Below are 13,695 nucleotides of genomic sequence, written 5' to 3'. Positions count from 1 at the left end.
ATGTGGGAGCGGGCTTGCTCGCGAATGCGGAGTGTCAGTCAATATATTTGGCGACTGATTCACCGCATTCGCGAGCAAGCCCGCTCCCACATTTTCAGACCGCGTTCTGGCCAGATTATCTAGCAGGCTTTACGAACCGCAACGTCATCCGATCCGACTCCCTGACCGCCACATACCTGGCCCGGTGGTCTTCCACACCGAGCACGGCATCCGCCGACGCCGGTTTGCCGAACACTGGCGCGCGCTGATCACACATTATTCGAGATCGACCTCACCAAGCGATCTAAGCCCATCGCGATCATGGGTTTGTTGCGTTTGTAGCGCACCAACCGCTCGCTAAGCGATTGCGGCAGCAGCGTGTCCTGAGTGAATCCCATGCGCTGGTATAGCCCTTCCAGATCCGGATGACACAACAACCAAACGGTTCCCTCGCAAGCAGCCACCGCCGTAAGAATCAACCGCGCCGCCAACCCCTGGCCGCGATACGCGGGTGCCACATACACACCGGTCAACCACTGCCCACCCACCACCGGCGTGAGGCACAGCCCCGCGACGATCTCACCCTCCCGGGCCACCCACAAACGGCCGCCCTTGAGCGCCTTCATCGGCGAATTATGGCTGCGGTAAAACTTGTTCAGCAGCGGCCACAACGGTTCTGCCAGCGGTTCGATGTGTAATTCGGGCATGGTGTTCAGGCAGCGTTATCAGGGGCTGGGGATTATAAGCGCCTTCTACGTCGCAATAGGTGGTATACCCAGTGTTACATCCCCTGTTAAGTGGAGCATGCATCATGGCCAAAGGTATGGATTCAAAGAAAGCCGCGAAGAAAAAACCGGCAAAGACCGCCGATGAAAAACGCGCTGACAAGAAAGCCAAGAAAACCGAGACAGGTCTGTTCGGTCACTGAGACCCGTTTTTGAATGAACTCAGCTTTCGGGGGATTCGGCGGCCAACGAGGCAATCACTGCTGGCCGCTCACCCACCCGCTGCTGAAACGCCGCCAGCGCCGGCCACTCGCTCAGATCAATCGCGTGAAAGGCCGCCCAGCGCAGCACCACGAACAGATACGCATCCGCCACCGAGTATTGCGCGCCCAGCAAATAGTCCTGGCGTTCCAGCGTCTGCACCAGCACCGCAAAACGCTTGAACAACGTGGCCTGGAACATGGCTCGCACCTCGCCCTGAATCGCATCGTTGAAGAACACCGCCAAGCCACCATGCACTTCGGTGGCGATAAAATTCAGCCATTCCTGCAAACGCACACGCTCCCAGCTGCCATTGGCCGGCGCGAGATTTGCTGTGGGTTTCAGGTCAGCCAGGTACTGCAGGATCGCGCTGGCTTCGGTCAGCACCTGGCCGTTGTCCAGTTTCAGCGCTGCAACGTAGCCCTTGGGGTTGATCTGCAGGAAGTCTTCGCCGTCGGCAGTGGTCTTGGCCTGGTTATCGACCCGCACCAGGTCGAACGGCAACGCCAGTTCGCGCAGCACGATATGCGGGGCGAGGGAGCAGGCGTGGGGAAAGAAATACAGTTTCATCTTGAACAGCTCCGTTGAATTTGCGCCAGTCTCGCGGGCATGGCACCGTGCGTAAAATTAAACCTTCAGACCCCTGCCATAAGGACAGCGAATGCCATGATGAACCTGATGCACTGGCGCCTGCTGGTGGCTGTGGCCGATCACGGCAGCATCACTGCCGCCGCCGAGCGCGTCGGTATGACTCAATCCGCCGCCAGCCAGGCCATGGCCGGCATGGAGGCGACGCTGGGCGCGCAGCTGTTTACCCGTGCACCGCGCAAGACCTTGCCCACCGCCCTGGGTTTGAGTGTGATCGAACAGGCGCGGGTGATGCTCAAAGCCTTGCAGACCATTCGCAGCACCGTGGATGAAGCCCGCCCAATGCTGCGTGGGACGATTCGCATCGCCAGTTTTCCCATGGTGCTGGCGAGGTTCCTGACACCGTTGTTGCAGCGCTTTGCCCAGCTTTATCCGGGGATCGAGGTGACCACCCTGGATGTCACCGACAACGAAGTGCTCACTTTGCTCGATGCGGAGCTGATCGACCTGGGTGTAGTGCTTAACCCCACGCCCGAACGCAATGCCACGGTATTGGGCCGGGACTTCTGGATGGCCGTGCTACCGGTGGATCATGCGTTGGCGCAACGTCCGGCCGATGCCAGTGTGTCGCTTGAGGAATTACTTGAGCAGCCGTTCGTGCTCGCCACCGGTGGGTGTACCGCGAATGCGCGCAGCCTGGGCGCCGCAGCGGGGCTGACGCTGCGCGATATCCGCGTGGAAGTGCGCGAATGGAACAGCGCGTTCAGCCTGGTACGCGAGGGCGTTGGCGTCACGCTGGTGCCGGAAATGGCTCTGCCGGCCCAGCGCAAAGGCTTGCGCGTGATGCCGCTGACGGTGCCGCTGCACCGTGAGTTTGCCTTGGTCGGCTCGCCCACCCGTGACCCGTCAGCCGCTGCCCGCGCTTTATTAGAAATGCTGGCTGATTAGTGGCCTTGCATAGCGCCTAGCCCTGTCTATGCTCACCCAGAACCGTTGATGACGCTTGGGATATAAAGCGATTTGGATGGTTACATATGAAATGGAATGCGCCTTCCGGGCGCCGGGAATCCAGGGTGATCTGACCATGTTCAACCGCCATCACAAATCCGACCTGCTTGAAATCCAACGCTTTTCCTGCGCACTGACCGAAACCAACGCCAAACTCGCGGCCATCAGCCGCTCCATGGCCATGATCGAGTTCGACGCCACTGGCGTGATCCTCGACGCCAACGACAACTTCTGCAAAACCATGGGCTACAGCGCCGAGGAGATTCGCGGCAAGCATCACCGCCTCTTTTGCGACGAGGCCTATACCCATACCGACGGTTACGCCAAGCTATGGCGCAACTTGGCGCGGGGCGAGGCGCTGAGTGGCACCTTCATGCGCTTGAACAAGCACGGCCAGGAGGTGTGGCTTGAAGCCAGCTACATGCCGGTGCTGGACAAAGACAATCAGGTGCAGAGCGTGATCAAAGTCGCGTCGGATATTTCTGCGCGGGTTCACCACGAACATGAAAACCAGAGCCTGATCGACGCCATCGGCCGTTCCATGGCAGTGATCGAGTTCACGCCCCAGGGCCAGATTCTCAATGCCAACGAAAACTTCCTGAAGACCGTGCAGTATTCCCTGGATGAAATCGTCGGCCAGCACCACAGCATGTTCTGCCACCGCAACGAAGTGGAATCGCCGGCCTACACAGCATTCTGGGCGTCCCTCAATCGCGGCGAATACCATTCACACCGCTTCGAGCGCAAAGACAAATACGGCAAGACCCTGTTCCTGGAAGCCTCCTACAACCCGATCTTCGATCCCAATGGCCGCCTGTACAAAGTGGTGAAGTTCGCCAGCGACATCACCGACCAGGTCACCACCCTGCGCACCGCTGCCGACTCGGCCCACGCCACCTCGGTGCAAAACGATGCCTGCGCGCGCAAGGGCTCGGAGGTGGTGCAGCAAACCGTGCAGATCATCGAACAGATTTCCCACGACTTGAACCAGGCCGCCGAGAGCATTGATGCGGTCAACAAGCAGTCGGACATCATCGGCGCCATCGTGCAGACCATCCGCGGCATTGCCGAGCAAACCAATATGCTCGCGCTGAACGCTGCGATTGAAGCGGCGCGGGCCGGTGAGCACGGGCGCGGCTTTGCAGTGGTGGCCGACGAAGTACGCAGCCTCGCGGCGCGCACCAGCCAGGCGACGGTGGAGATAGTGGATGTAGTGCGCAAGAACCACGACCTGTCGCTGAGCGCCGTGTCGAGCATGCAATCGAGCTTGAGCCGCACGGGGCTCGGGGTGGAGCTGGCGAATGAAGCGGGGCAAGTGATCCTGGAGATTCAGGAAGGCTCACGGCACGTGGTGGATGCGATCGGTCAGTTCAACTCGACCCTACAACTGCAATAACGCCACTGCGGATTTGGTAACCCGAATCAATGTGGGAGCTGGCTTGCCTGCGATGCAGACACCTCGGTCTATCAGGTCGGCCGAGGTGATGCTATCGCAGGCAAGCCAGCTCTCACACACGTCTGCTTTCACATTTGATCAGTGGTGTGGCTTAGATCGCGGCCAGGGTTTCTTTCACCGCCCGCGCCTGCGGCTCAGCTGTCTTCGCCGCTACCTGCTGCTCTTGTTGCTGCTTCAAACGCTCAGCCACTTGCTTGGAAATAGCGTCCTGCTTTTCCTGCGACATGTTCTGCACATCCGCCTCGGTCAAACCCTGTTCCTTGAGCAATTGCTCACGGATACGCTCGGCCGGCGTCTTGCTCATGTAGTCGGTAAAATCCGCCCGCGCGCCGGAGGTAGCGCTGGTCGCGGGCACATCGGAGGCCGAAGCGGAGGTCTGCAGTTGCACGCGGGTCTTGGCGAAGGCTTCGTCGATACGGTCGGTGGCCTTGTCCAGTTCCTTTTGCGCGGCCGGCACGGTCACGCTTTGCTGCGCCGCCTGCAGGGCACCGCTGTACAGCGCGCTGGCAGCGGCGTTGGCAGGGTCCATATCAGGCCGTTTGATCTGTTGAACGGTCGACACGGCTTGGGTGTTGTTGTTAACCAGCATGATCGGTCACCTGTGGAATGTTCGGTGCCACAGGTGGAGCAAATAGCGTGCCGGGTGCGAAGCGCCCGGTTTTGTTGGGGATGACGTGGCCGCCGCGGCAAGCATTGTCCCGCAGGCGGCCAACTGTTGCCGTCAATGGGCGATATTTTCCAATGCCAAATTACGCGTACGCGGCCCGAACCAACTGATGGTGATCATCACGATCAACATGCTGCTGGCAATAAACGCCAACACCCCTGGCGTGCCCAGGTGTTCAAGGATAAAACCGATCAACAGGCTGCTGAACACCGTGGACAAGCGGCTGAACGAATAACAGAACCCCACCGCCCGCGCGCGGATGTTGGTGGGGAACAGCTCGCTCTGGTACGAGTGATAGCTGAAGCTGAGCCAGGCATTGCAGAACGTGATCATCACCCCGCAGATCACCAGCCCCACCGCCGTGGTCTGCAGCGCGAACAGGCTGCCGAAGATCACCGCGCCCATGGCTGAGCCGACGATCTGCCATTTGTTTTCAAAGCGGTTGGCCACTTTCACAAACAGCAACGGCCCCAGCGGGTAGGCGAGGGTGATGATAAAGGCGTAGAGCAAGCTGTGGGTCACGCTGACGCCCTGGCCCGAAAGCAGCGCCGGCAACCAATTGCCAAAGCCGAAAAAGCCGATGGCCTGAAACACATGAAACACAATCAGCATCAACGCGCGGCGACGGTACGGCGGTTGCCAGATATCGGCAAAACGGCCACTGCCCTGCACGCTGACGGCTTCCGGCTCAGGCTCGTCCAGTGGTTTGCCGTGATCTTTCTGACAGCGCGCCTCAAGGTTGTCCATGATCGCACCGGCTTCTTCGAAGCGGCCCTTTTGCGCAAGCCAGCGCGGCGACTCCGGCAGGCGTTTGCGCAGTTGCCAGATAAACAACGCAAACACCGCGCTCGACAGTACCACCCAGCGCCAGCCGGACACGCCGAACGGCGCTTGCGGCACCAGCCACCACGACATCAATGCCACGGCTGGCACTGACAGAAATTGGATAAAGAACGCGAAGGCAAACGCCGAGCTGCGCATGCGCTTGGGCACCAGTTCAGACAGGTAGGCGTCGATGGTCACCAACTCAATGCCCAGGCCAATCCCCACCAGAAAACGCATGCAGATGATGCCCACGGCGGAGGTTTGGATACCCATCAGCACGGTGGCGACGGTGTACCAGATCAACGCAAAGGTGAAGATCGCCCGCCGACCATAGCGGTCGGCGATGGGGCTGAGCAGGCTGGCGCCGAGGAACAGGCCAAGGAAGGTTGCCGAGGCGAACGCGGCCTGGTCGGAGAAGCCGAATACGCCCGCGCTGCCGGTATGGAAAATCCCGTCGCTGATCAAGCCGGGGCTGATATAGGCGGTCTGGAACAGGTCATACAGCTCGAAAAAGCCACCAATCGACAGCAGCGCCACCAGGCGCCAGACCGTCGCAACGGCGGGCAGGCGGTCGATGCGCGCGCTGATATGGGCTGCACGGAGGGGGTCGATGCCGTCGGCGGCAGAGGCGGTGAGTGTGGACATGGGAGGCGATTCCAGGGGCAGTGACCTGGAATCTTAGCGGGCTAACGGAAATCGGTGCTTGTGAAGTTGAGCTTGTTTGGCCGCACATTCACCGATTTATTGCGCCAAAGCTCTATCTTTCAAGGTTTTATGGCGCAGAGCCTCAGTAGGTTACGGGTATTTCAAACGTCTGGAAGGCGTCGTCCACCGGTTGGTAACCCAGCACGCGTGTGGTTTCGCTCAGGTCCAGGCGCTTGAAGCGGTTATTGGATATGCCATGGGCGATCAGGTGCTTCACGCCTTCAGCCTCCACCGAGCGCTGCAGCAACTGCACCGCATCACGCGGGCTGAGCCAGGCGCTGAGGTCGCGGGCGTTGTTCAGGTCGTGGGTTTCGGGAAATTCAAAGGCGCCGATGCGCAGGGCGATCGTCGAAAGTGGCGTTTTGGCTGCGTAGTAACCACACAGTGCTTCGCCATAGCATTTGCTCACGCCATACAGGTTGGCGGGCATCACCTGCATGCCAGGGGTGATCTGGCGGTCTACCGGATAGCCTTCGATGGTCTGGGCGCTGCTGGCGAACACCAGGCGTTTTACCCCGGCGGCCACGGCGGCTTCGAACAGGTAGGTGGTGGCGAGGATATTGTTGGGCAGCAATTCGTCGAATGAGGCGTTGGCGTGCGGAATGCCTGACAGGTGCACGATTACGTCGATGCCGTCGAGCAGGGCGGCGAGGCTGGATGGGTCGCTGAGGTCGGCGTGCACAAAACGGTGCTCGCCCAGGTCGACATCCGGCGCGATACGGTCTGTGAGGGTGAAACGGTAGCGGTCTTTCGAGGCCTCGAAAAACGTCTTGCCGATTCTGCCGCAGGCGCCGGTGAGCAGTACGTTGAGTCCTTTCACGGTGGAGTCCTTATTTTAGTTATGGCCGTCGAGGGCGAAAGTCTGGAAGCCTTTGTGCTGGCTCAGCCGCTGGTAGTACGCGGCAATAGCCGGGTAGGGCGGGCGTGCCATAGGCGTCATCTGCCAGCGGTGCACCGACAGCCCGATCAGGATGTCGGCGAGGGTGAATTCATCACCGGCCACGTAAGCGTTTGTGCGAACGAGCTGTTGCTCCAGAATGCCCATCTTGTCGTTCCAAACCTGCACAGCAGCGTCGATCTGCGCGGCGTCCAGACCATCCGGGTTATTACGCACCAAGGCCGTGAACGCATCGCCCCAGGCGCGGTTGAGTTCGATGGCTTGCCAGTCTATCCACTGCTCGACCCGGGCCCGCGGTGCAGGTTCGGCGGGCAGCAGGTCATGCCGTTGGTAGAGGTTCACGAGGTAGCGGCAGATGGTGTTGGATTCCCACAGCACGCCGTGGTCGTCGATCAGCACGGGGATCTGGGCGTTGGGGTTCAGGGCGAGGAATTCAGCAGACTGGGTAGGCTTGAAACCGATGCCCCAATCCTCGCGGGTGTAGTCGATGCCGAGTTCCTGGCAGGTCCACAGCACTTTGCGCACGTTGATGGAGGACGTACGGCCGAGGATTTTCAGTGAGTGTCCCATGGTGCTTCCCTTGCGATGGAGAGCAGCCAATTTAGCAGGGACATGCGGGTGGAGCGAGACCGTCGTAAGGCGCTGGCGTTAAGAGCTCTCTGGCAAGCGAAGGGCCCTTAGCGCGTCAAATGAATAAAAAATACTTCTTCAAAGTGAAGGGCCAGTAAGTTTAACAACACCGTTTGTTATCTTCATTTCCGGTTCAGCTTCCATGCCTGGCGCGTTGAAGCTAAAAGTCCCATCCAATAGCGAGTTGGCAAAATCAACACTTAATAGCGTGAAGGTTCCACTGTCCGCAAAGTAGCTCCATCCAAAGCCTGAGTAACGATGATAATAATAGGCAAACACTTCCTCGTCTCGCCCAATGTTGTAGGTTCCTGGGGAGATATTTTTGTTTAGGTAGATGAATAAAACTCGATCCTTTGATTTGTCGCTGCCAACGACTACAAATTGGGTATTGCTCGCGTCTTGAAGATCCACTGAGTCTGAGGTGAATGGGAGGGGTGTAACCGATGCATTGCAGCCGATCACACCTTTGGCGAATAGCGTTTTATTGGAGATGAGCGAGTACATGGCAAGACCCTTTTCAGTGAGAACCAAGTGTCAGGAAATATCCTTGAGGATGTACTTATAAGGCGCCCACCGGTGCTTGCCTACTGTCAAAGTTGACAGGTCAGAAGAGTACAACCTGCTGTGTTTTGGCTCAGAATGCACGCCGCAAAGCGCTTACGTGCTCTCGCGCACCTGCAACTCAAACCCCATATCCACCACCGGCTTGGCGATCTTGTTACCCGCCATGATCGTTAGCAAATGCTCCGCCGAGCGCCGGCCAATCGCTTCACGCGGCGTGCTGATACTGCTCAGGCGCGGTACCATATAAGAAGAGGCGGGCAGATCGTTGAAACCTAGCACCGCGACGCGCTCCGGCACCTTGATGTCATGGCGCATGGCTTCCAGCAGCGCGCCTTGGGCCAAGTCGTCGTTGCCAAAGAAGATCGCATCCACATCCGGATGGGCGGCCAACAGCTGCAAAAACAGCTCGCCACCCAAGCCGACCGAAGAGGGCCGCGGTGTCAGCAATTCCAGCGCCGGGTCATACAGGCCGGCCTGTTGCAGCGCCCGGCGGAAACCTTCGCCACGCAGCAAAGTGCGTTGGTCCAGTTGCGCACCGATGTACGCCAAGCGTTTGTACCCACGGGACAGCAAATGCGCTGCCGCCGTTTCACCCGCCGCCAGTTGCGAGAAACCCACGCAGTTCACGCCGGCATTCGGGTCCAGGTCCATCATGTACACGCAGGGCACGTTGCTGGCCTCGACCATCCGTCGGGCGCTTTCGGTGCGATCGAACCCGGTGAGCAGCAACCCACGTGGCTGGTAGGCCATGTAGTTTCGCAGCAGGTTTTCTTCTTCGTCACGGGAATAGTGGAAGTTACCGATCAGTACTTCAAAACCCTTGGGCCGCAGCACTTGGTGGATAGCTTCGAGGGTTTCGATGAACAGCAGGTTGGACAGCGACGGCACCAACACCACCACTGAATGGCTCTGGGCCGAGGCCAGCGCGCGGGCGGCGGGGTTGACCACGTAGTTGAGTTCGGCGGCGGCTTGCTGCACTTTTTCCACCAGCTCGGTGGCGACGGTGCTGATGCCACGCAGGGCGCGCGACGCGGTAATCGGGCTGACGCCGGCCAGGCGGGCGACTTCGTTAAGGGTCGGGCGACCCGTGGTGCGCAATTTTTTATCGTTCTTAGAGGTCATCAGGCGGCTTGCCAAACAAAAATCGAGGCACTAAGGTAGCGCTGTCTCCAAACGGCTGCAAATGCTTGAACGTTGGGTTGCCTGATCCCGTTCGAATGATTGGAGCGGATGCACGCGTCACTCCATAAAAAAAGACAAGAGGCGCGGGAAAAGCCTGTTTTTGCACTAGCCTTACAGCGTGCAAAGGTAGCGCTATCTGCGTCCTGAGGTGTTTCATGAGTCAACCTGTTACCGCCCTGGTTATCATGGGTGTTGCCGGCTGTGGCAAGACCAGCGTCAGCGAGGCCCTGTGCCGGCTGAACGGCGCCACCGCCATTGAAGGCGACAGCTTTCATCCCGCCGCGAATATCGAAAAGATGAGCGCCGGCCACCCCCTCGACGACGACGACCGCGCCGGCTGGCTCGACATCCTGTGCGATGAACTGCGCCGTTCGCTCAAGGCCGGCGAACACCCGGTGCTCACCTGCTCCTCACTCAAGAAAAAATACCGCGACCACCTGCGCGAAGCCGCGCCGGGCCTGGGGTTTGTCTTTTTGGAGCTGACCCGCGAAGTGGCCGCCGACCGCGTGTCCCATCGCCCCGGCCATTTCATGCCGGCAAGCCTCATAGACAGCCAGTTCGCCACCCTTGAATCGCCGATAGGCGAACCGCTGACCCTGGCCCTCAACGCCAGCGAAGACAGCATCGAGGAACTGGCCGAGCAGACCAACACTTGGTGGCTGCAACACGGCTTTGAACGAACCCGATAATTTTTTGCCGGAAAGATAGCGCTATCCCCGGCGAAAGATTCAACACCCGCTTTAATAACAACAACAAACAGGAGAGACCCCCCATGTTTGGCATGTCCCACGAGTCCTACCTGCTGCTAGACGCAGTGGTCACTATCATCGGGTTGATCGTTCTGATCACCAAGTTCAAGGTGCACCCGTTCATTGCACTGATCATCGCGGCCGGCTTCCTCGGCCTGACCTCGGGCATGCCCGTGGACAAGATCATCAAGGCGTTCCAGGACGGTTTCGGCGGGGTGCTCGGCTTTGTCGGCATCATCCTCGCGCTGGGCACCATGCTCGGCAAGATGATGGCCGAATCCGGCGGTGCCGATCAGATCGCCCAGACCCTGATCCGCGCCTTTGGCAAGGACAAGGTCCAGTGGGCCATGATGTTTGCCGCGTTCCTGGTGGGTATCCCGCTGTTCTTCGAGATCGGTTTTGTCTTGCTGATCCCGCTGGTATTCATCGTCGCGCGCCGCACCGGCGTGTCGCTGATCAAGATCGGCATCCCGCTGCTGGCCGGCCTGTCGGCGGTACACGGCCTGGTGCCACCGCACCCGGGCCCGCTGCTGGCTATCGGCGTGTTTGGCGCGGACATCGGCAAGACCATCCTGTACGGCCTGATCGTCGCACTGCCGACTGCCATCATCGCAGGCCCGATCTTCGGTACGTTTATCGCCAAGTACATCCCGGGCAACCCGTCCCAGGAACTGGTCGACCAACTGGCCCGCGAGACCGATAACAAGTCGTTGCCGAGCTTTGGCATCACCCTGGTCACTGTGCTGCTGCCGGTGTTCCTGATGCTGCTCAAAACCTTTGCCGACATCGCGTTTGCCGAAGGCAACGTGGTGCGCAACTGGATGGACATGATCGGTCACCCGATCACTGCGCTGCTGCTGGCGTTGCTGCTGTCGCTGTATACCTTCGGCCATCGCCAGGGCATTCACTCCAAGCAAATCCTCAAGCTGCTCGACGCCAGCCTTGCGCCGACCGCCGCGATCATTCTGATCATCGGTGCCGGTGGTGGCTTCAAGCAGATGCTGGTGACCAGCGGTGTGGGCGACGTGATTGGCCATATGGCGGTGAACGCGCAGATCAACCCGATCCTGCTGGCGTGGCTGGTGGCGGCGGTGATTCGCGTCGCGACGGGCTCGGCCACCGTTGCGACCATTACTGGCGCGGGCATTGTGGTGCCGGTAGTAGGCATGATTCCAGGGGTTAACCGTGAGCTGCTGGTGTTGGCGACAGGGGCGGGTTCGTTAATCCTGTCTCACGTCAACGATGCGGGGTTCTGGCTGGTTAAGCAGTACTTCAACATGACCGTGGCTGAGACGTTCAAGACGTGGACGGCGATGGAGACGATTCTGTCGATCGTGGCGTTGATCTTTATCATGCTGTTGTCGTTGGTGGTGTAAGCCGCACCACCGTTACCCCTGTGGTAACCCGATCAAATGTGGGAGCTGGCTTGCCTGCGATGCAGGCACCTCGGTGTAGCAAATACACCGAGGTGATGCTATCGCAGGCAAGCCAGCTCCCACATGTTTGACCGCATTTCTTCAGGGAGATTGGGTCAGGCCTTGGTGACCAGGCCATCCGCCCGGAACATCCCGCGAATCCCGCGCACGGCCTGGCGAATCCGGTCCTGGTTCTCGATCAGTGCAAAGCGCACATGATCATCCCCGTACTCGCCAAACCCAATCCCCGGCGACACACACACCTTGGCTTCCAGCAGCAACTTCTTGGCAAATTCCAGCGAACCCATGGCGGCATACTGCTCGGGGATTTTCGCCCAGACGTACATCGACGCCTTCGGATTTTCCACCATCCAACCCAGCTCATGCAGGCCCTTGACCAACACATTGCGGCGCTGGCGGTACTGCTCGGCAATGTCCTTCACGCATTGCTGATCGCCTTCCAGCGCCGCAATCGCCGCCACTTGCAGCGGGGTGAACGTGCCGTAGTCGTGGTAACTCTTGATCCGCGCCAGGGCGTTGACCAGTTCCGGGTTACCCACCATGAAACCGATGCGCCAGCCGGCCATGTTGTAGCTCTTGGACAGGGTGAAAAACTCCACCGCAATGTCCTTGGCGCCCGGTACCTGCATGATCGACGGGGCTTTCCAGCCGTCGTAGACGATGTCGGCGTAGGCCAGGTCGTGCACCACCAGCACGTCGTACTGCTTGGCCAGCGCAATCACGCGCTCGAAGAAATCCAACTCCACGCACTGCGCAGTGGGGTTGGACGGGAAGCCCAGGATCATCATCTTCGGTTTGGGGATCGAACCGCGAATCGCCCGTTCCAGTTCAGCGAAGAAGTCCACGCCAGGAATCAGCGGCACCGAGCGGACCTGGGCGCCGGCAATCACGGCACCGTAGATGTGGATCGGGTAGCTCGGGTTCGGCACCAAAACAGTGTCGCCCTGGTCCAGGGTGGCCAGCATCAAGTGCGCCAGGCCTTCCTTGGAACCGATGGTCACGATGGCCTCGGTTTCTGGGTCGATGTCCACTTCATAGCGGTCTTTGTACCAGCGCGAAATCGCCCGGCGCAGGCGCGGAATGCCTTTGGAGGTGGAGTAGCCGTGGGTGTCTTCACGCTGGGCGACGGTGACCATTTTCTCCACGATATGCGGTGGGGTCGGGCCGTCAGGGTTACCCATGCTCAAGTCGATGATGTCTTCGCCGCGCCGACGCGCAGCCATCTTCAGCTCGGCAGTGATATTGAACACGTAAGGGGGGAGTCGATCTATGCGCGCAAAGCGGCGCGGCAAACCTTGGTCAGCCATTGTTGCCTCGAGGGTACGTAAGCGCCCGGAACCGTCCGAGCGACGTCGGCCACTGCGGTGGCCTGCGGGGCAGACAATACGGTCGGTGATGGCCAGTTGTCCAGATGCGTAGGAAAATTTTCTGCATGGAGTCCAATACGGATATGCCCCTATACTCGATGCGGGTTTGTTCCCTCATAAGAAGGAGACTGTTCGTATGGATCAGCAGACAAAACAACCGTTAGAACCGCGCATGGAAGCGGGCAAGGCCCTGGTGATTGCCGGCGTACAAGGGCGTTATTCAAAGGCCACCGTGGGTGATATCCCCAAGCTTTGGGAGTTGTTCGATACCTGCATCAAGGACATCAAGCAGCGCGTGGGCGGCGTGACGTATGGCGTTTGCCATAACCCCCATCATGGCGAATTCGATTACATGGCCGGTGTTGAAGTCCCGAGCAAAGCCGAGGTGCCGAGCAACTTCGAGTCTATCGAAATTCCGCCGCTCAACTATGCCGTGTTCCCGCATTACGGGCCGGTGCAGGCACTTGAGCAAACATACGAGCGCATCATGTTCGAATGGCTGCCGCACTCGGGCTATAAAGTGATGGGTGCGGATTTCGAGCGGTACAGTGCGGACTTTGATGGGCGCAAAGGCACCGGGACGGTGGAGATCTGGTTGCCGGTTGGCGAAAGAGGCTGACGACTGCCTTGCAGAAGCCGGCTAGCCGGCTTCTGC

The 13,695-nt window shown here is 59.5% G+C and carries 14 protein-coding genes and 1 pseudogene; 6 read left to right on the top strand and 9 right to left on the bottom strand.

Features of this window, described 5'->3' with window-relative positions; all coding sequences use genetic code 11:
* Positions 1–248: 248 nt before the first annotated feature.
* Both AB4O35_RS28110 and gstA read right to left on the bottom strand, forming a co-directional pair.
* A complete protein-coding gene (locus AB4O35_RS28110; protein WP_065875369.1) occupies positions 249–686 on the bottom strand; it encodes a GNAT family N-acetyltransferase in 438 nt (145 codons plus the stop codon).
* 240 nt (positions 687–926) lie between these two features.
* Entirely contained in the window at positions 927–1,535 is a 609-nt protein-coding gene (gene gstA / locus AB4O35_RS28105) for a glutathione transferase GstA (RefSeq protein WP_065875370.1), read from the bottom strand.
* A gap of 96 nt (positions 1,536–1,631) precedes the next feature.
* Here gstA and AB4O35_RS28100 point away from each other — a divergent pair, with 96 nt between their 5' ends.
* The 3 genes and pseudogenes from AB4O35_RS28100 (at position 1,632) to AB4O35_RS28090 (ending at position 3,957) form a co-directional block, all read left to right on the top strand.
* Entirely contained in the window at positions 1,632–2,501 is an 870-nt protein-coding gene (locus AB4O35_RS28100) for a LysR family transcriptional regulator (protein ID WP_065875371.1), read from the top strand.
* A 76-nt stretch (positions 2,502–2,577) separates the two neighbouring features.
* Positions 2,578–3,414, top strand: a pseudogene (locus tag AB4O35_RS28095) (PAS domain-containing protein); the annotation flags it as partial.
* The gene (locus AB4O35_RS28090) at positions 3,388–3,957 is read left to right on the top strand and encodes a methyl-accepting chemotaxis protein (protein WP_405045930.1); all 570 of its coding nucleotides are present in this window, start codon (positions 3,388–3,390) and stop codon (positions 3,955–3,957) included. The pseudogene AB4O35_RS28095 and the gene AB4O35_RS28090, both read left to right, overlap by 27 nt.
* A gap of 151 nt (positions 3,958–4,108) precedes the next feature.
* On the opposite strand, the gene AB4O35_RS28085 is transcribed toward AB4O35_RS28090, so the two are convergent.
* The 6 genes from AB4O35_RS28085 to gntR all read right to left on the bottom strand — a co-directional run bounded on the left by AB4O35_RS28085 (position 4,109) and on the right by gntR (position 9,431).
* Positions 4,109–4,606: a hypothetical protein gene (locus tag AB4O35_RS28085; RefSeq protein ID WP_065889890.1), complete on the bottom strand. Its 498-nt coding sequence runs from the start codon at positions 4,604–4,606 to the stop codon at positions 4,109–4,111.
* A 132-nt stretch (positions 4,607–4,738) separates the two neighbouring features.
* Positions 4,739–6,154 (bottom strand): MFS transporter, encoded by a 1,416-nt coding sequence (locus tag AB4O35_RS28080; protein WP_065889889.1) that lies wholly within the window; start codon positions 6,152–6,154, stop codon positions 4,739–4,741.
* A gap of 142 nt (positions 6,155–6,296) precedes the next feature.
* Positions 6,297–7,034: an NAD-dependent epimerase/dehydratase family protein gene (locus tag AB4O35_RS28075; RefSeq protein WP_065881055.1), complete on the bottom strand. Its 738-nt coding sequence runs from the start codon at positions 7,032–7,034 to the stop codon at positions 6,297–6,299.
* Between the two features lie 15 nt (positions 7,035–7,049).
* Positions 7,050–7,682, bottom strand: a complete 633-nt coding sequence (locus tag AB4O35_RS28070) for a glutathione S-transferase family protein (RefSeq protein WP_065945863.1) — start codon at positions 7,680–7,682, stop codon at positions 7,050–7,052.
* A 138-nt stretch (positions 7,683–7,820) separates the two neighbouring features.
* Positions 7,821–8,246 (bottom strand): DUF6252 domain-containing protein, encoded by a 426-nt coding sequence (locus tag AB4O35_RS28065; protein WP_139113247.1) that lies wholly within the window; start codon positions 8,244–8,246, stop codon positions 7,821–7,823.
* A 153-nt stretch (positions 8,247–8,399) separates the two neighbouring features.
* Positions 8,400–9,431, bottom strand: a complete 1,032-nt coding sequence (gene gntR / locus AB4O35_RS28060; RefSeq protein ID WP_175403021.1) for an HTH-type transcriptional regulator GntR — start codon at positions 9,429–9,431, stop codon at positions 8,400–8,402.
* Between the two features lie 212 nt (positions 9,432–9,643).
* On the opposite strand from gntR, the gene AB4O35_RS28055 reads away from it, so the two are divergent.
* On the top strand, positions 9,644–10,177 hold the full coding sequence (locus AB4O35_RS28055) for a gluconokinase (RefSeq protein WP_065875378.1): 534 nt from the start codon (positions 9,644–9,646) through the stop codon (positions 10,175–10,177).
* An 83-nt stretch (positions 10,178–10,260) separates the two neighbouring features.
* On the top strand, positions 10,261–11,613 hold the full coding sequence (locus AB4O35_RS28050) for a GntP family permease (protein WP_065875379.1): 1,353 nt from the start codon (positions 10,261–10,263) through the stop codon (positions 11,611–11,613).
* Positions 11,614–11,768: 155 nt separating this feature from the next.
* On the opposite strand, the gene alaC is transcribed toward AB4O35_RS28050, so the two are convergent.
* Positions 11,769–12,980: an alanine transaminase gene (gene alaC / locus AB4O35_RS28045; protein WP_065875380.1), complete on the bottom strand. Its 1,212-nt coding sequence runs from the start codon at positions 12,978–12,980 to the stop codon at positions 11,769–11,771.
* Between the two features lie 196 nt (positions 12,981–13,176).
* Here alaC and AB4O35_RS28040 point away from each other — a divergent pair, with 196 nt between their 5' ends.
* The gene (locus AB4O35_RS28040) at positions 13,177–13,659 is read left to right on the top strand and encodes a GyrI-like domain-containing protein (protein ID WP_065945864.1); all 483 of its coding nucleotides are present in this window, start codon (positions 13,177–13,179) and stop codon (positions 13,657–13,659) included.
* Positions 13,660–13,695 lie beyond the last annotated feature (36 nt).

This window comes from Pseudomonas sp. H1_A03, assembly GCF_054685145.1.
Note: the sequence above shows the minus strand (reverse complement) of the source record. Positions and strands in the feature narration are given on the sequence as shown.

Bases quoted from the DNA above. Each gene is read 5' to 3' on its own strand.
- AB4O35_RS28110 (WP_065875369.1), bottom strand. From the start codon at position 686: ATGCCCGAATTACACATCGAACCGCTGGCAGAACCGTTGTGGCCGCTG.
- gstA (WP_065875370.1), bottom strand. From the start codon at position 1,535: ATGAAACTGTATTTCTTTCCCCACGCCTGCTCCCTCGCCCCGCATATC.
- AB4O35_RS28100 (WP_065875371.1), top strand. From the start codon at position 1,632: ATGATGAACCTGATGCACTGGCGCCTGCTGGTGGCTGTGGCCGATCAC.
- AB4O35_RS28085 (WP_065889890.1), bottom strand. From the start codon at position 4,606: ATGCTGGTTAACAACAACACCCAAGCCGTGTCGACCGTTCAACAGATC.
- AB4O35_RS28080 (WP_065889889.1), bottom strand. From the start codon at position 6,154: ATGTCCACACTCACCGCCTCTGCCGCCGACGGCATCGACCCCCTCCGT.
- AB4O35_RS28070 (WP_065945863.1), bottom strand. From the start codon at position 7,682: ATGGGACACTCACTGAAAATCCTCGGCCGTACGTCCTCCATCAACGTG.
- AB4O35_RS28065 (WP_139113247.1), bottom strand. From the start codon at position 8,246: ATGTACTCGCTCATCTCCAATAAAACGCTATTCGCCAAAGGTGTGATC.
- AB4O35_RS28055 (WP_065875378.1), top strand. From the start codon at position 9,644: ATGAGTCAACCTGTTACCGCCCTGGTTATCATGGGTGTTGCCGGCTGT.
- AB4O35_RS28050 (WP_065875379.1), top strand. From the start codon at position 10,261: ATGTTTGGCATGTCCCACGAGTCCTACCTGCTGCTAGACGCAGTGGTC.
- alaC (WP_065875380.1), bottom strand. From the start codon at position 12,980: ATGGCTGACCAAGGTTTGCCGCGCCGCTTTGCGCGCATAGATCGACTC.
- AB4O35_RS28040 (WP_065945864.1), top strand. From the start codon at position 13,177: ATGGATCAGCAGACAAAACAACCGTTAGAACCGCGCATGGAAGCGGGC.